General features: G+C 64.9%; 12 protein-coding genes. All 12 read right to left on the reverse strand.

Annotated features, from left to right (window positions below; all coding sequences use genetic code 11):
- Window positions 1–16 precede the first annotated feature (16 nt).
- Window positions 17–796: a leucyl/phenylalanyl-tRNA--protein transferase gene (locus ACFYV1_RS27850; protein ID WP_389398339.1), complete on the reverse strand. Its 780-nt coding sequence runs from the start codon at window positions 794–796 to the stop codon at window positions 17–19.
- 7 nt (window positions 797–803) lie between these two features.
- Entirely contained in the window at window positions 804–3,815 is a 3,012-nt protein-coding gene (locus ACFYV1_RS27855; protein ID WP_389398340.1) for an amino acid adenylation domain-containing protein, read from the reverse strand.
- A 562-nt stretch (window positions 3,816–4,377) separates the two neighbouring features.
- Window positions 4,378–5,082, reverse strand: a complete 705-nt coding sequence (gene mtnC / locus ACFYV1_RS27860; RefSeq protein WP_389398341.1) for an acireductone synthase — start codon at window positions 5,080–5,082, stop codon at window positions 4,378–4,380.
- Window positions 5,072–5,656, reverse strand: coding sequence for an acireductone dioxygenase (locus ACFYV1_RS27865; RefSeq protein WP_389398342.1), 585 nt, complete (start codon window positions 5,654–5,656; stop codon window positions 5,072–5,074). The genes mtnC and ACFYV1_RS27865 overlap by 11 nt, the downstream gene beginning before the upstream one ends.
- Window positions 5,653–6,330 carry a methylthioribulose 1-phosphate dehydratase gene (mtnB, locus tag ACFYV1_RS27870; RefSeq protein WP_389398343.1) on the reverse strand — a complete coding sequence of 226 codons (678 nt, stop codon included), beginning with the start codon at window positions 6,328–6,330 and terminating at the stop codon, window positions 5,653–5,655. Before mtnB ends, ACFYV1_RS27865 begins: the two co-directional genes overlap by 4 nt.
- On the reverse strand, window positions 6,327–7,379 hold the full coding sequence (mtnA, locus tag ACFYV1_RS27875) for an S-methyl-5-thioribose-1-phosphate isomerase (RefSeq protein ID WP_389398344.1): 1,053 nt from the start codon (window positions 7,377–7,379) through the stop codon (window positions 6,327–6,329). Before mtnA ends, mtnB begins: the two co-directional genes overlap by 4 nt.
- Window positions 7,380–7,429: 50 nt before the next feature.
- Window positions 7,430–9,022: a long-chain-fatty-acid--CoA ligase gene (locus tag ACFYV1_RS27880; RefSeq protein WP_389398345.1), complete on the reverse strand. Its 1,593-nt coding sequence runs from the start codon at window positions 9,020–9,022 to the stop codon at window positions 7,430–7,432.
- Window positions 9,019–12,861 (reverse strand): type I polyketide synthase, encoded by a 3,843-nt coding sequence (locus ACFYV1_RS27885; protein WP_389398346.1) that lies wholly within the window; start codon window positions 12,859–12,861, stop codon window positions 9,019–9,021. Before ACFYV1_RS27885 ends, ACFYV1_RS27880 begins: the two co-directional genes overlap by 4 nt.
- Window positions 12,858–13,181, reverse strand: a complete 324-nt coding sequence (locus ACFYV1_RS27890; RefSeq protein WP_389398347.1) for an acyl carrier protein — start codon at window positions 13,179–13,181, stop codon at window positions 12,858–12,860. The genes ACFYV1_RS27885 and ACFYV1_RS27890 overlap by 4 nt, the downstream gene beginning before the upstream one ends.
- A complete protein-coding gene (locus ACFYV1_RS27895) occupies window positions 13,178–13,738 on the reverse strand; it encodes an FcoT family thioesterase (RefSeq protein ID WP_389398348.1) in 561 nt (186 codons plus the stop codon). The genes ACFYV1_RS27890 and ACFYV1_RS27895 overlap by 4 nt, the downstream gene beginning before the upstream one ends.
- A gap of 24 nt (window positions 13,739–13,762) precedes the next feature.
- Window positions 13,763–15,085, reverse strand: a complete 1,323-nt coding sequence (gene ccrA / locus ACFYV1_RS27900) for a crotonyl-CoA carboxylase/reductase (RefSeq protein WP_389398349.1) — start codon at window positions 15,083–15,085, stop codon at window positions 13,763–13,765.
- Window positions 15,086–15,124: 39 nt separating this feature from the next.
- On the reverse strand, window positions 15,125–15,856 hold the full coding sequence (locus ACFYV1_RS27905; RefSeq protein ID WP_389398350.1) for a thioesterase II family protein: 732 nt from the start codon (window positions 15,854–15,856) through the stop codon (window positions 15,125–15,127).
- Between the last annotated feature and the right edge of the window lie 115 nt (window positions 15,857–15,971).

Below are 15,971 nucleotides of genomic sequence, written 5' to 3' on the forward strand. Positions count from 1 at the left end.
GGTTGTGTCCGCGCCGTCAGGCGTCGAGGCGGCGCGCTGGCTTCGGGCCGGTGGGGAGAGTGACCGTGCCTGGAGCTGTGAGCAGCTGCAGGTATGCGGTGCGTGCGACGGGGCCGGCGCCCAGCATCTGAACGTGGTCGCTGTCGCGCTGGACATCGACCGCTGTGCCGCCTGCTTCTGCCAGTCGGCGGCAGAGGTCTGTAACGGCGACCTTGCCGGCGCCGCTGCGCAGGGTGAACTGCGAATCGGCGCTGAAGACACCGTTTATCAGCACGCCGAAGGTTCCGCCGATGAGCTCTCCGTGTTCCCAGACTTCGATGCTGTGCGCGTATCCGCACTCGTGGAGCCGGTTCAGACTGGCGGCCAGCTCGTCCGTGAGCCATTTCTCGGATCGTCCTTGCCGGCAGTGCTCCACGACGCGTGTGAAGCAGGTGTCCAGCGTGGTTGTCCACTCTGTGCGGCGTAGGAGCCGGCGCAGGCTGCGGGACAGATGCGGCCGGTCTGAGCTGATGAGAGGGCGGGGGTCGGGCGAGCACCAAGCGACTGCGAAGGGGGCTCGGCTGCCGTCCAGGACGTGGATGCGTCCGGCTGCCACTTCCGCTTCGTAGCTGAGTTCGTTGAGGAGCTCGTGCTCGATCGTTTCGGCGGGAAAGGGGTACAGGCCGTGCCGGTAGGCGCTGAGCAGGGTCTGGGGGCGGAGGTCATCGCCGAAGGCGACGGGGCCCTCGCTGGGTGCGGACGCCAGATCGAGTTGTTCCCAGACTGAGGCCGGCCGTTTGAGAGTCGTGGTCAGCATGTGTCGCTCACAGGAACTTGATGTCGGTCAGATAGCGGATATAGCGATCGAGCATCGCGTCGTCGACCGCGGGGATGGTGATGCCGCTGTCGCTGAGTGCGGCCTCGACGTTCTCGCGGCTGAACACGGGGAAGGTCGTTTCCAGGTACATCTCGGCCACGCTCATCTCGCCTGTGGAGCAGCGGTCGATGAACAGGGGCGCGAAAGGCGTCATGGGGTGGTCGGGCTGCTCGACGGCAATGCGGACGACGTGCTCAAGCCATTGCTCCCAGGTCACGTCGTGGATCACGTGGCCGTGGGCTCGGAGGCGCTCGGTGAGGCGGGCGACGTTGACCTTCCCCGGATTCGTCAGGTGGTAGACCTGCCCGCTGGCGGGTCGGGTGCGGGCGATGTGCGCAACTGCTGCGGCGAAGACATCGACGGGCGTGTAGTCGAGCGGTAGTTCCGCCAGGGGTGAGGTGCCTGTGTCGACGATGAAGCGCTTCATGGCGCACATCTCGGTCGAGGTGTTCCATGCGCCGGTCTGCTGGTCACCGGAGATGTCGGCGGCGCGATAGATGGCGACGGGGAGGCCGGCCTGTGCGGCATTGGCCAGGAGTGCCTCGGCAACCCATTTGCTCTCCACGTAGCCGACGGACAGGTGGTCGGCGTGGTCGAGCGGCGTGGTTTCGGTGACGTGGCGTGCCCCGGCCGTTCCGAAGCCGGAGATGACGGCCATTGTCGAGGTGTAGTGGATGGGGGAGTTGCGGTAGCGGGCGGCCATGCGGATGATCTCGCGTGTGCCGTCGACGTTGGCGGCGCGCATGTGGCTGTAGGGGTAGATGAAGTTGACCAGTCCGCCGGGATGGTGGATGACGTCTGCTGAGGCCGCGAGGAAGTCAAATTTCTCTTCGGACAGGCCCAGCTGGGGCTCGGCGAGGTCTCCGGGGACAGCGACGATGCGCCCTTGGTCGCGGTGAGCTCCCAGATCGTCCTGGAAGTAGTGCCGGGCGTTGTTCTGGATGCGCTGCATGGCCTGGGTTTGGTTCTGCGCACGGACGAGGCAATGGATGGTGGCTTCGGTGGTGGTGAGCAGTTCACGCAGGAGGTAGATGCCGAGGAAGCCTGTGGCACCGGTGAGGAAGATGGTTCGGGGCTCTTGCCACTGAGCCGGGTCGTGTGCGGCCTGGACCTCGACGCCCAGTGCGCTCTCGGCTCGGAAGTCGACCGTCTTGGCTCCGGTGTCGTCGAACGTTCCTGCCCTGGCAGCCTCGACCGCGGCCGCGAACTGCTGGAGTGTCGCGCCGTCGAGCAGGATCCTGATGAGTGGCCGCACTTGGGTGATCATGATGCCGAGAGAGGCGCGCACCTTGGCGAGCAGTTGAGCGGCCAGCAGTGAGTTGCCGCCCAGGTCGAAGAAGCTGTCCGTGCGACCGATGTGGTCGAGGGAAAGGACCTGGCGCCAGATGCCGGCTACGGCGCGTTCGACCGGTGCCACCGGCTGTTGCGGGGCGGATGCGTCGGCAGCGGTCTGCGGCCTGGTGTCGGGCTGGGGCAGTGCGTCGACGTCAACTTTGCCGTTCGCCTTGAGGGGCATCGTCCCGACAAGGAGGAAGGCAGAGGGAAGCATGTACGTGGGCAGCCGGTCGCGCAGGTGCTCTCGCAGCTGGGCGGCAGTGGGTTCGTCTGCCTGGTTGGTGACGTAGTAGGCGGCGAGTGCGACGTCTCCGTGCTGTTCGAAGGCCTTGACTGCGGCATCCGTGACGGCAGGGTGTGTGGTCAGTGCGGCTTCGATCTCTGCGGGTTCGACCCGGTATCCGCGGAGCTTGAGCTGACGGTCCGCTCGGCCGGTGATCAGCAGGTCGCCGTTGGTGCTCTTACCGAGGTCTCCGGTGCGGTAGAGACGGTGCCCAGCTAGCTCGCCGGCGCCCGGTACGAAGCGGGCCTCTGTGGCACTCGCGCTCACGTATCCGCGAGCCAGGCCAGGGCCTGCGAGGTAGATCTCCCCCTGCTGTCCCGCGGGTACTGGATGCATCGAGTCGTCGAGGATATGGACCTGGGTCTGCGGGAGCGGCTGGCCGACCGGGGCGCTGCCGTGATCCGGCAGGGTCGCGGCGGTGATCTCCCTCGTGCAGGAGGTGATGGTGGTCTCGGTGAGCCCGTAGGCGTTCACTAGCCGGGATCCCGGGAGGAGGCGGAGAGACGTAAGGCAGTCCCCGGCGTGTACAGCACTGCCGCCGACAATGGTCAGGCGAACGGGCAGGTGCTGCGGCCTCATCTCCAGCTCGGTGAGGAAGGCTCGCCAGTAGGAGGGGGTGAGGTCCATGACGGTGATGCGGTGCCGGAGCAGCTCCGCTGCGAGCTCGCTGGCAGCCCACAGGCGGTCGGGCAGGACCAGCGTGGCCCCGTTGAGGAGAGTTACCAGGATCTGCTCGATCGAGGTGTCGAAGGTGGTGGCTGCGAACTGCAGCACTCGGTCTTCAGGTGAAATCCCGTAGCGCTCGTTGATGTGTGTGAGCAGGTAGGCCAGCGAGGCGTGCTCGACCTCGACACCCTTGGGTGTACCGGTCGAGCCGGAGGTGTAGATCAGGTATGCCCGGTCGCTGCTCCGTGCGAGGTCGTGGACGCCCAGCGATTCCGCTGCCGGCTGGGTGTCGCTGAGGTCGATGAGAGGGAGCTTCAGGCACTGCAGATGAGGGGTGGGCGTGCCGGTGACGATGGCCGCGCAGTCCGCCTCCTGAGCGATGGTTGTAATGCGCTCCATCGGTGTGACGGGGTCGACCGGTAGGTAGGCGGCGCCGACCTTCCAGGCCGCGAGCATGGCGGCTATCAGGTCTGGGGATCGATCGAGGTAGACCATGACGACGGCGCCACGGGCGATGGTCTGCTTCTTCAGGCGCGCTGCGATTTGATTTGCGCGCGCGTCGAGTTCTGCGTAGGTGAGCTGGTTTTGCCCCTGTGTCACGGCGAGCGCGCCGGGCTGAGTGGCGGCGCGAAGTGCGAACTGTTCGTTAATGAGCTGCATGCCGTCGTGTCCCATCGGTTCCCTTGGCTCTGTAGTGTCAGCGGCCGTGCCGGACTTGAGGGCTTCAGGCACGCTTTCGTCCAGCAGGTCTCACAGATCCCGGTTCAGCGCACCGGCCTATTCTCAATAGAGATTGCTTCCCGAGCGGAGGGGGATTCAAGCGAAGGGAGCTTCACCAGCCCTGCTTAATTTCCCCTATTCAGCCAGGGATTCAGCGTGAGCGGCAGGGAGTATAGGGATCCAATATTTCCCTACCTCCCGGCGGCTTCCCTGACAGCGAAAGCCAATCGCACGAGCGAATCCCTGTCAACCCAATCTCGACCTCCATTTTGCCATCTCTTGCATCACTTCAATTCTGCGAATCATCGCAGCTCGGGGCCGATCAGCCGACCTCAAATAGGCATGCTTGTTAGAGGCCCGGCGGGATACGATCGATCCGGTAGCGGGCCCCTACTGACTCTTCTTTTGCCGATTCAATCCTTTCTTTGCGAAACGTCCACACAGAGTCATTTCTACTTCATCGAAGAGTTGATTGCCCTCGCCTGGATTTGGCGTGTCAACAGCGCTCCGGATCGCATCACGCCTGGAAATAGTTCGTGATCACGAGGTCGTCCAGGGTTCGCGCTACCGGGTGGGAGTGTTTGAGGACGTGGCCATTTTCCTCGCGCTGAATCGCGATGGTGCGCCAGTTCGCCTGCGCCGCCGCATCCAGTTCGTCGGGTGAGTCGCTTAGGAATACGGTCGCCTCGGGGGCAGCACCGATCTTGTGCGAGATACGCCGGTATGATGTTGCGGCCTTTTTGTTTCCCGCCGTTTCCAAGTCGAAGTGGCCGGCGAAGCAGCGCGACAGGTCGCCATAGGGGGTATGGGCGAACCATGCGACCTGGGCGGAGATCGACCCGGACGAGTAGACGTACAGCGTGACACCCGCCCGGACCCATCCGTCGAGGACTCCCGGCACTTCTGCGTAGACGTGGCCGGTGAGAGAGCCGTCGGCGTAACCCGCTTCCCAGATCCATCCCTGCAGAGTCTTCAGCGGTGGCGCCTTGACGTCGCTGTCGGTCCATTGCTCGAGCACGGAAATGGCGTCTGCCTCATGGAGGCAGGCGCGGGCGGCGTGGGCGGCGATGCTGGCGATCAGTTGTTCTGCGCGTGGGGTGCCGCGGTTTCTGGCGAACCATGCGGGCAATCGGTCCCGGGCATAGGGGTAAAGCACGTCCTTGACGTGCCGGACCGAGCCGACGGTGCCTTCGATGTCCAGGACAATGGCCTCAGGCCTCATCGTTCGCCGCCAGCAGGGCGTCAAGGCGGGGAAACCTGTCAGCGACGGGATCCCCCGTGAAGTCGCCGACCCAGCCGTCCTCTTCTTTGAAGAAGCGGATGGCGGCGAAGTCAGGGCTGGGGCCCATGTCGAACCAGTGCAGAGTGCCGGCCGGGATGGACAGCAAGTCGCCCGCCTCGCACACGACGGCGTAGACACGCTGGTCGATGTGCAGATAGAAGCAGCCGGTGCCCTGGGCGAAGAACCGCACCTCGTCCTCGGCGTGGCGGTGTTCTTCGAGGAACGTCAGGCGGGCCTTGGCGGCTCGTAGTTCCGATTCGGGGTCGCTGGAAGGATGCAGTTGCGCAACGTCTACGAGGACCAGGTCGTCGCGGGCGCACAGGGTGTCGATCTCACCACGGTAGGCCTTCAGAAGCTCGTCGGGCGTTGTCTGCGGCGTGACGGCTGTGCGCAGGTTCCAGCGGGCGTATTCGATTCCGAGGCCGCCGAGTATTTCGCCGATCTGCGTCTCGTCCCGTGTGCGCAGTTGCGGTGTCTGCGGGGCGTCGTGCGTCATGACCTGGAGGATGGTCATCGGTTGGGCCTTTCCTCGTCAGCAGGCTGGAGTCCAGCGTTCAGCGTGAGCAGTTGGAAGATGGCTTCGAGACACTCGAGTCGGTTGCGGGCTTGAGCGAGATCGTCTCCCCAGGTGGTGATCCCGTGATGGGCGATCAGCAACCCCGGGGCGGCATCGGCCTGGTTCTGCAGGTGACTTCGGATGTCGTCAGCGATCTGCGGTACGTGCGCCCAGTTGCGAAAGACAGGCACGTCGGTATGGGCGGCGTCCTTGAGGCCAAGGCCTTTGAGGAGCTCCCACTGGCTCAGAGTCACTACCGCGGTGCGGTCGCCTCTGGCTGCCCTGGTGGCGATAGCGGTCGCGTAGGGGGAATGGACGTGGACTACGGCGCGCGCATCGGTGGTGTCGTAGATCGCGGTGTGGATGGCGGTCTCGGCAGATGTCTTCAGCTCAGTGACTTCCTGCGGGGTGCCGCTGATGGCGTGGATGACGATGGAGTCATCGGCCGTCAGTGCTCCCTTGTCCCGACCGCTCGCGGTGATCAGAGCAGTGTCTGCCTGCTGGTGCTGGAGGCGCACGGAGAGGTTTCCTGACGTTCCGGGCATCCACCCCTGCAAGTAGAGAAAGCGCGCGAAGTCGGCCAGATCCTGCGCGGCCGCTGATCGCTCGGAGGGATTGCTGTGGGGCGTCACGCGACGGCCTCCGTCTCGGCGTCTGAGCCGCAGGAGCGGGCGGCTGGGTGGACGACGCGGCGCTCGGTGATGATGGCGGTGATCAGCTCTGCTGGTGTCACGTCGAAGGCGGGATTGAACACTCGGGCGTCTGCGGGTGCTACGGATTGTGTGGAGAAGGAGGTGACTTCGCCCGGATCTCTCTCTTCGATCTCGATGGCGTCACCGCTGTCGAGGCTTGAGTCCCAGGTGGATTCGGGTGCGACGACGAAGAACGGGATGCAGTGACGGGCTGCAGCGACAGCGAGCCCGTATGTGCCGATCTTGTTGGCGGTGTCTCCGTTGCGTGCGATGCGATCTGCGCCGACGAGGACGCAGTCGACCAGGCCACGTGACATAGCGGCAGCTGCAGCGGAGTCGATGCAGATGCGGTAGGGAACGCTGGCCTCGGAGAGTTCCCAGGCTGTGAGGCGAGAGCCTTGCATCAGAGGGCGTGTCTCGTCGACGAGGACCTCGGTGACCTTCCCCTCCCCGGCGAGGTGCAGGATCGTTCCCAGTGCTGTTCCGACAGCAGCGGTGGCCAGGCGGCCGGTGTTGCAGTGCGTCAAGATGCGCAGCGGCCGGCTGGGGGTGCGCGCGCGCACTTCGCGGGCTGCGTTGGTCACCGCCAGTCGGTTGGTCGCCGCGTCCTCGGCAATCATCTTCAGGACTGCGTCGAGGATGGTGTCCGGGCTTCCGTGCAGATGGGAAAGTGCCTGTTCAACGCCCCATGCCAGGTTGACGGCAGTCGGGCGTGCGTTCGCGAGTCTGGCCGCATCTGCGCGGGTTGCTTCTCGCCACCCTTCCGAAGTGCTCTGGTGGCAGCGGGCGGACAGCGCCACCCCTAGAGCCCCGGCCAGGCCGAGCGCCGGAGCACCGCGGATGGCGAGCATGTGTATGGCTTCGATGAGAGAGTCGACGGTCTTCAGGTGCATCAGACGCAAGGTCTGCGGCAGGGCAAGCTGGTCAACGGCGACGATGCCGTCGTCCTGCCAGTACAGGGAGAATTCGCGGTCATCAGGGGTGTTCATGTCAGTCCTTGCGTTCGGGTTCGTCGGGGTTCGGCACGGTGAGGGTGTCGTCAGCCGACGTTTCGCTCCCTCCCCTTCCAGTGCGGCTCGCGGAGCTCGCGCCGTAGGACCTTGCCGCTGGGGTTCCGGGGCAGCTGGTTGAGGAATTCCCAGCTGGAGGGGATCTTGAAGGCTGCAAGCGACTCGCGGAGCCGGAGGGACAGCTGCCGGGGCGTGGTGTTACTGCCGGGTGCGAGAACCACCGTGGCGTGGAGCCGTTCGCCCCATCGCTCGTCCGGGATGCCGATGACGGCGGCCTCCGCGACGGCTGGCAGGGTTTCCAGCGCCTTTTCGATCTCTGCGGGGTAGATGTTCTCCCCAGCGACGATGATCACGTCTTTGATGCGGTCGCAGAGGTAGACGTACCCCTCTTCGTCGAGGTAGCCGGCGTCTCCGGTGTGTATCCACCCCTGCCGGAGTGCCTGCTCGGTGGCCTCTGGCAGTCCCCAGTACTCCATCATCGACGCAGGTGTGCTGAGGCAGATCTCGCCGACCTCGTACGGATGCAGGTCCCGCCCGTTGCTGTCGCGTACGGCGATGCCGATGCCCGGGTAGGGGCGGCCGGCGGCTTTGAGGAGCTGACCCCCTTCGTCGTGTGCTGCGGGCGGAAGGCAGACCGCGGTGTTTCCTGTCTCGGTGAGGCCGTAGATCTGGGCGAATTCGGCTTTGATCAACGTGCGGCACCGTTCCAGGAGGGCTTCCGATATCGGAGATCCCCCGTAGACGATCTTCCGCAGGGAGTCGAAGTGGCCCGGAGTGGCCGTCTTTTCGGCGGTGACCATGTGCAGCATCGCGGGCACGAGGCAGGTTGTGGTGACTGCGTGCTGGCTGATGAGGCGAAGTACCTCGCTGCCGATGAGGGTGCGGACAACGATGTTCTCGACCCCTGCGTTGAGTCCTTGGAGTGCCCACCAGAGTCCGCCTATGTGAAAGCTGGGAACACCGATCAGGCTGACGTCGTCGGGCTTCCAGTCGATCCAGTCCAGTTCTGCCTCGTCAAGCAGGTGGCGCACCGCGAAGAAGGATCGGTGCGCGAGGACTACCCCTTTGGGGAGGCCGGTGGTGCCGCTGGTGTATATCTGCACGATGGCGTCGTCTGCGGAGGGGGGCGGTGGGGGGACTGCGAGGTGGGCCGCGCTTGGATCGGACTCGTTGAGCCAGCTGTCGAAGCTGTAGGCCGGGTGGTTGTCCGGGGCATCGAGGGTGACGATCTGCCTCAGCCCTGACAGGTCGCGTGCTGCCGCTTCGACAGTGGCACGGAAGTCCGTGTCCACGAAGACGAGCTCGGCAATCGAGTCATCGAGGATGTAGGAGATCTCCGACGCGGTGAGTCGCCAATTGATGGGCACGAGAACTGCGCCTGCCTTGGCGCAACCGAAGAGAATCTCGTAGTAGCGGGTCGATTCCTTTCCGAGATAGGCGATGCGGGTGCCCTTGGTGATGCCGCAGTTGTTGAGCGTGTACGCGAGGCGGTCACTGAGCTCGTTTAGCTGGCGGTACGTCAGATGGGTGTCTTCGCCGCGGACTGCTGTCTTGTCGCCCAGTGCGGCTGCGTTCTCCTGGACGATGTCAACGAGAGTGCGCGTCGGCCCGGTGTGCGTCATGCCGGTGTCTCCTGGGGGTTGGCCGGTTCTTCCTGCCCGGTCGCCAGCAGGTCGGCCAGCGCCTCGATGGTGGGATTCCCGAGGATGGTGCGCAGGTCGAGAGTGATCCCGAAGCTCTTCTCGGCGACGTTCTTCAGCCTGACGGCGAGGAGTGAGTCCATCCCCATGTCGAAGAACGAGGCGCCCTGGGGAACGTCCTCGATGGTGGGGAACTGCAGAAGGTCGGCGATGTGGGCGAGGACGAAGGTGCGCGCCCTCTCACGCTTGGCCTGCGGGGTCATGGCGTGCCAGGCACCGATGTCGATGCTGGGAAGAGCTGCGGCCGGATGAAGCTCGTTGTGGGGCAACTGTGGACGTGCGGCGGAGAACCGCTGAAGCTCGACGCCTCGCATACGGAAGGCTTCTCCGTACTGGTCATACAGCGTGAGGTCGACGGTCACCCGCTGCTCTGTCTCATGGGTCACGGTGAGCTCGCTTCTCAGGGAGCGGCCGCGTGGTTTGCGCACCAGGCGGGCGAGCTGCACGCGGACTGCGGTGTAAGCGGAGCCGTCATCGGGACCTTCGGCGAAGAGGCAGGCTGAGGTCTGGAGTGCGCCGGCCAGAAGGGCGGGGTGGAGAACGTCAGCCACGGAATGGGGAGTTGTCTCGATGTCTCCGATGACCAAGGTCTTCCCGTACCGGCTTGCGCGGGCGGCGGTGCTGAAGGTGGGGCCGTGGCAGGCTCCGCGGGCCTCGAAGTACGCGGCGAGGTCCTGGGTGGCCATCTCGGCGTCCGGTGCGCCGCGCGTGGCGGTGGGCAGGACTGCATCGGCGAGGCTCTGTCCGGTGTTGCGCGGGGTGCGGGCTGTGAGATGAAGGGTTCGAAGGCCGTCTGCTCCGGAGCTGGAGATGCGCCAGTGGAGGTAGCCGTCGGGCTCGCTGGCTGCTTCGGTGTGCAGCGATACCTCGGAGGACGTCAAGAAGAGAGGCTCGTGGAAGGTGAGGTCCTCGATGGGTTTGGTGGCCTCGCCGAGCGCAGTGTCCTGAGCTGCGAGGAGCATTTCGATGAAGCCGGTGCCGGGAAAGGCGGGCGCGCCGTGGACGGTGTGTTCGCTCAGGTAAGCCGGCTGATGAGCGCTGACGACGGAGCGAAAGGCGAAGCCGCCTTCGGCCTGGGGTGTGGTGGTCTCTGTCCCGAGGAGGGCGTGCTGGCCTGCGCTCACAGGCTGGTTCTTCGGTGTGGGCAGCCAGTGGGGTTTGCGGTCGAACTGGTAGAGCGGCAGCTTCCCGTGCCTCAGAGGCTGGGCTGGCTGTCCTTCGTGCCAGGCCGCCCAGTCAATGGCGAAGCCGGCGGCGTAGAGACGCGAGACGGACTGGCTGATCGTGTTTGCCGCGGTGTCCTTGCGGTGCATGCTGCCGAACCATCCGGCGCTGGGCGTGGCAGTGCAGTCGCGGCCCATGCCGAGCAGTTCGGAACCGGGACCGATCTCCAGGAAGCTGTGCGAGCCGCGTGTCTCGATGGCTCGCATGGCGTCCACGAGACGGACGGTGTCTCGCAGGTGGCGCAGCCAGTGGTCGGGGGCGGTGATTTCCTCCGGCTCCGCGATACGCCCCAGGACTGTGGACGCTATCGCGATCTTGGGAGGGTGCAGCGTGATGGTCTCCAGGCAGGCTTGATACTCGTCCAGGATCTGGTCCATCAGCGGCGAATGTGATGCCACGGGGACCTGAAGGATCTTGACCTTGAATCCTTGCTGCGCCAAAGCCGAGGCCAACTCCGTTGCGGCGTCCCGGGCGCCGGAGATGACACATTGCTGTGGGCCGTTGACCGCCCCGAGGCTGAGGTCGGGGGCAGAGTCGAGTAGGGGCATGACTTGGTCGGGCGAGGCTTCGATCGCGACCATGGCGCCGACGGGGGTGCTATCGAGCAGCTGGCCGCGGCGGAGGACGAGACGCACGGCGTCCGGGAGTTCCATGACGCCCGCGACAGCGGCCGCGGTGATCTCTCCGAGACTGTGGCCAAGGAGTACGGAAGGCTGTACTCCCAGGGACATCCAGAACTGCGCGAGCGCGTACTCGAGGGTGAACAGGCGCGCTGTCAGCACGGTGGCATTGTCCGTGCCGGGCTGCGGTGCGGTGCTCTGCGCGATCTCCTGTGACAGAGACCAGCCCAATGCGGGTTCGAAGAGGGCACTGCACTGATCGTAGTGCTGTCGGAATCGTGGGAATCGCCTGTAGAGGTGACCGCCCATGTCCGGGTACTGCGTCCCGCCTCCGGGGAAAAGGAAGGCTGCACGCTTTCTTCCCGCAACGGGGGCAGTTCGCCGGCCATGGCGCAGCTGCCGCTCGAGAAAGGCGTTGAGGTCCTCGGTGCTGCCCACTGTGGTTGAGACTCGCCAGAGGTGGTGGGCGCGGGTGACATTGGTACCGCGGCAGAGGGCTGCTATGTCTTCACGGCCGATGCCGGCAGCCAGGTCGGTGTAGGCCTGGATCTGGCGGTGCAGCGAGGCTTCCGACTTGGCGGAGATCGTCAGAACGCCGCCGCTTTCGCCGTTATCTGTTGGAGGGCACGGCTGTTGCGGTTCCGGGGCCTCCTGAAGAACTACCGAGGCAATGGTTCCGGTGGCTCCGTAGGAGTTGACCATGGCGGTGCGCGCTCCTGTCGCGGTCCACGGGGTGACAGCTGTGGGAACGGAGACAGGCGAGGTGCTCCAGGGGATCCGGCTGGAGGGGATGGAGAAGTTCAGGTGCGGGTAGATCGTGCGGTCCCGTAGTTGCAGCAGCGTTTTGATGAGGCCGGCGAGCCCTGCGGTGGATTCGAGGTGTCCGAGATTGGTCTTCACCGATCCCACCGCAACAGGTCTCGTCTGTGAGTGGGAGGCCGAGAAGACCTCGCTGATGCCGCGCATTTCGATGGGGTCGCCGATGGCGGTTCCGGTGCCGTGCGCCTCGATGTACTGGATGTCGTGGGGGGTGAGGCCTGCGTTGTCGAGCGTGGCACGCATCAGCGCGGCCTGTGCCTTGGCGTTGGGGGCCATCAGCGCTGCGCTCTCGCCGTCTTGCCGCACGGCGGATCCGCGGATGACCGCCAGGACACGGTCCCCGTCGCGCTGGGCGTCTTTGAGGCGTTTCAGCGCGATCATCGCCGCGCCTTCGCCGCGGACGTACCCGTCGCCTGCCTCATCGAAGGTCTTGCATCGGGAGTCCGGGGCGAGCACTCCGGAGCGGCTTGCCATGACGGGGTAGGCGGGATCGCTGATGGTGTTGGCTGCACCGCACAGCGCCAGGTTGCATTCGCCCAGCCTGAGCCCCTGGACGGCCAGGTGAACGGCAACGAGGGAAGAGGCGCATGCCCCGTCCACGCTCAGTGCGGGTCCTCGAAGGCCTAGGAAGTAGGACACGCGGCCGGATGCTCCGGCGTGGAACATGCCGGTGCCCGCATAGAGTTCGACCTGGTCGAGCGGAAGGCGAGCGATCTCCATCGCGTAGTCCATGCCTGTGACGGCCACGTACACGCCCGTATTGCTGTGCCGTAGTGATGTGGGGTCGATGCCCGCGTCTTCCAGCGCTTCCCAGGACGTCTCCAGGGACAGCCGGTGCTGCGGATCGATGAATGCGGCTTCCCGCGGTGAGATTCCGAAGAATGTGGCGTCGAAATCCCGAAGGCTCTGGAGGTATCCAGCATCCGTGTTCGCGTCCTCCGGAATTACCGAGGGCAGCCGCCCCTCCGGTACGCGCGTGACGCCTGACTTCCCGCATCGCAAGAATTCTGCGAACTGTTCGCGCGTGCTGTTCTCTCCAGGGAAGCGCAGCCCGACGCCGATGATGGCTATCGGCTCGTTCTCGAATTGCGCGCTCATGCGGTGCGGCTCGCCTTCTGGGTCAGGAGGGTATCGAGATGTTCGACCAGTTGCTCAACGGTTGGCTTTTCGAAGATCTCCGACGTGTTGATCACACAGGCGAACGTCTCCTCGAGGTGTTCTTTGATCTCAACCAGTTGCAGAGAGGTGAGGCCGAGATCGAAGTAGTTCTGCTGCAGCGAGATCTCCTCGCCGTCGCCCATCACGAGGTGGCGCTTACACTGTCCGATCACCACGTCCTCCAGGAGGACCTGGCGGTCGAAATGCGGCATCAGAGCGAGCGTCTGGGTGTCGTTCTGATTCATCTCGTGCGCGGTCACTCGCTCCCCCGCGCCGCGTGGGGTGGGTCGGTGATCACGAGTTTGGCTTCGCCTTCGGCTCGCCCCCCGTCGCCGTCTTCGAACGAACACGACGTGTCAAGGATGATGAGCGGCCGGCTGGCACTGCGCTGGCTCAGGCTGTTGAGCGTGATCACACCGCGGAAGGCCGCGCTCTTCATCGGCCGGCGGAATCTGCTGTGGAAGTCGGCGATCAGTACGTTGGGCAGCTGGCGTTTCCAGTACTCGTCCAGCGTCCAGGCGCTGAAGGGATCGAGCAGCGAGGAATGGACGGCTTCCGCTATGAGGATGTAAGCCATCTGGTTGTAGCAGATGTTGAATTCAACCGCATTGAAGTGACCGGTATCCGCAATGTAGCAGGATTCCGGAATGCGGAATTCGCAATGCGCCTCCAAGAGTCCGGACTCGGCCCCGAAATCCACAATCGCAGATTCTAGGTACCGGCAGTTCTCTTTATAGGGGTGCAGCACCTTGGCAAGCAGATCAGGCTCTGCTGCACGGTTGGGCGGGTGCAGGACCTTGGCGTTTCCGGATTGCATGACGATCTCTTTTCTGTGGCCGGTTCAGCGACGGAATACTGTCATCCGACTTTCCCCGATGGCCTCCCGCCTGGCCACATCGGTCACACCCAATCCTTCCTTCGGAGCCATGCACAGCACTCCGACCTTCCCAATGTGCTGGTTCGTCTGCACAAGGCGAGCCGCTTCAGCTGTCTCCTTCAGAGGAAACACCCGGGAAAGAATGGGGTTCAGCTTGCCGAGACTGAACAAGCGTGCGGTTTCCGCTTGCTCGTGCAGATTGGCGGCGTGGCTTCCGATGATCCGCTTCGAGTTCATCCACAGGTAGCGGTTGTCGTACGTGTGGTGGTAACCACTGCTGGATCCGCACGTCACGACGGTTCCTCCTCGCCTCACCAGGAAGACGGACAGCCCAAAAGTGGCTTTCCCGATGCAGTCGAAGGCGACGTGCGGGTCTTCTCCCACGCGGGCGCGGATGGCCCGTCCGAGACGTTTGCCCTGTTGGATGACGTCTGCGGGGGCATCGCTACCGGTCAGGCCGACGTCGTCACGATTGATGATCACGTCGCATCCGAGAGCGGCGAGGGCTGCCTCTTTCTCCGCTGAGCTGACGATGCCGACGGGTATACCACCGGCCTGCTTGACCAGCTGCACGGCGAAGGCGCCGAGGCCGCCCGCGGCGCCCCAGATCAGTACCACATCGCCCAACTTGATGCGTGCGCCAGTGCTACTGATGAGCATGCGGTAGGCGGTAGTGGCGGTGAGCATGTTGCTGGCCGCCTCTTCCCAGGTCAGGTGACCTGGTTTGGCCACCAGCTGACTGGCCTTGACGACGGCGTAGTGAGCCAGCCCGCCGAAGTTCGTCTCGTAGCCCCAGGCTCGCTGCTCAAGCCCCAGAATGCTGTCGGCGTGGGTGGCCGGCTCGTGGTCGTCCACCTGGATGCAGGAAATGAGGACGTGGTCGCCGATGCTCCAGCGCCGCACACCTGCACCTGCCCTGACGATCACCCCGGAGCCGTCTGAACCCAGGACGTGATGAGGCTGGTCGTGCCTGCGCGCGTCCCCGCCGCGGGCTCCGTAGCGCTGGAGGAAGGTGAAGGTGGGCAGCGGCTGGAATGTGGCGGACCAGACGGTGTTGTAGTTGATCGAGCTGGCCATGACGGCTACGAGCACTTCGTCGACTGCCAGTTCCGGCATGGGCACTTCACCCACATGCAGGGAACGGCGAACATCAGGATCGGAGTCCCCGTCGAACATGCCGACATCGCTGACGCGAGTGTGGGCCGCGGTGTAGGTATCAGGCACCGGCCGCTGCTTGATGAGCTCCGCGGAGCCTCCGTCTATGACGGCCTGGGCGAGCGAGTCCATGTGTTCCTCTCCGCCCGTGTGGGGGCTGAGGCTGCTGGGTCAGGGCTGGAGTACTGCGTGGAGTGCGCGCATCAGCGCGCCGTGCTCGTTGCGCAGGTAGAAGTGGCCCCCGGGGAACCGGATGGTGCGCGCTGGAGCAGTCAGGTACTGGTCCCACTCCTCAAGCTGTTCCGAAAGGGGGTCATCGGAGCCGGCGAACAAGGTGGTGGGCACGGGAAGGACAGGATGCTGGCGACCTTGGCAGCTGGCCAGTACTTCGAGGTCGACCCTGTAGGCCTCGGCCATGATGCTTCGGAGGGCTGGGTCGGCCAGCGCATCAGGAGGGACGGTGCCGTAGCGGCCCATATGGCTCAGTAGCTCGCCATCACTGGCACCGGACGGATCGAGGATCTGAAGGGGCGTGTGTGGAGGCGGCATCGCGGACAACAGGAGGTGCCGGGGAAGGCGCCCGTCTGCTTCCAGAAGTGCGACTGCGGCATGAAAGGAGATGAGAGCGCCGAGGCTGTGGCCGAAGAAGGCGAAGGAACCTTCGAAGGACGTGACCTCCAGGAGCTGCCTCACGAGCTCGTCGATGTCGCGGACGGGCGGCTCGAGCAGCCGGCTGCCACGACCCGGTAGCTGCACGCCCCATACCTCTACCTGGGGCAGGTCGTCCGCCCATCGCAGGTACTCCCCAGGTGAACCGCCGCTATGGGGGAAGCAGTACAGGCGGATGGCTGCCTGCGGATTTGGCCGTCGGCACAGGAGCCACGGCGAGGCGCGGTGATTCACGGATGCTCCTGTGGTCGGGGGCGGGGGAGAACGTGAGCGCACCGGGGCGGAGCCGGAGTTGTTACACAGCAATGCGCAGCGCGCCAGGGGCGTTGAGGCTTCGCGCCGATCGCCG

Origin of the sequence: Streptomyces sp. NPDC003023 (assembly GCF_042888225.1) — a bacterium.
GTDB lineage: Bacteria > Actinomycetota > Actinomycetes > Streptomycetales > Streptomycetaceae > Streptomyces.

Coding starts and splice junctions, on each gene's coding strand:
- ACFYV1_RS27850 (WP_389398339.1), bottom strand. CDS start 796: ATGCTGACCACGACTCTCAAACGGCCGGCCTCAGTCTGGGAACAACTC.
- ACFYV1_RS27855 (WP_389398340.1), bottom strand. CDS start 3,815: ATGGGACACGACGGCATGCAGCTCATTAACGAACAGTTCGCACTTCGC.
- mtnC (WP_389398341.1), bottom strand. CDS start 5,082: ATGAGGCCTGAGGCCATTGTCCTGGACATCGAAGGCACCGTCGGCTCG.
- ACFYV1_RS27865 (WP_389398342.1), bottom strand. CDS start 5,656: ATGACCATCCTCCAGGTCATGACGCACGACGCCCCGCAGACACCGCAA.
- mtnA (WP_389398344.1), bottom strand. CDS start 7,379: ATGAACACCCCTGATGACCGCGAATTCTCCCTGTACTGGCAGGACGAC.
- ACFYV1_RS27880 (WP_389398345.1), bottom strand. CDS start 9,022: ATGACGCACACCGGGCCGACGCGCACTCTCGTTGACATCGTCCAGGAG.
- ACFYV1_RS27885 (WP_389398346.1), bottom strand. CDS start 12,861: ATGAGCGCGCAATTCGAGAACGAGCCGATAGCCATCATCGGCGTCGGG.
- ACFYV1_RS27895 (WP_389398348.1), bottom strand. CDS start 13,738: ATGCAATCCGGAAACGCCAAGGTCCTGCACCCGCCCAACCGTGCAGCA.
- ccrA (WP_389398349.1), bottom strand. CDS start 15,085: ATGGACTCGCTCGCCCAGGCCGTCATAGACGGAGGCTCCGCGGAGCTC.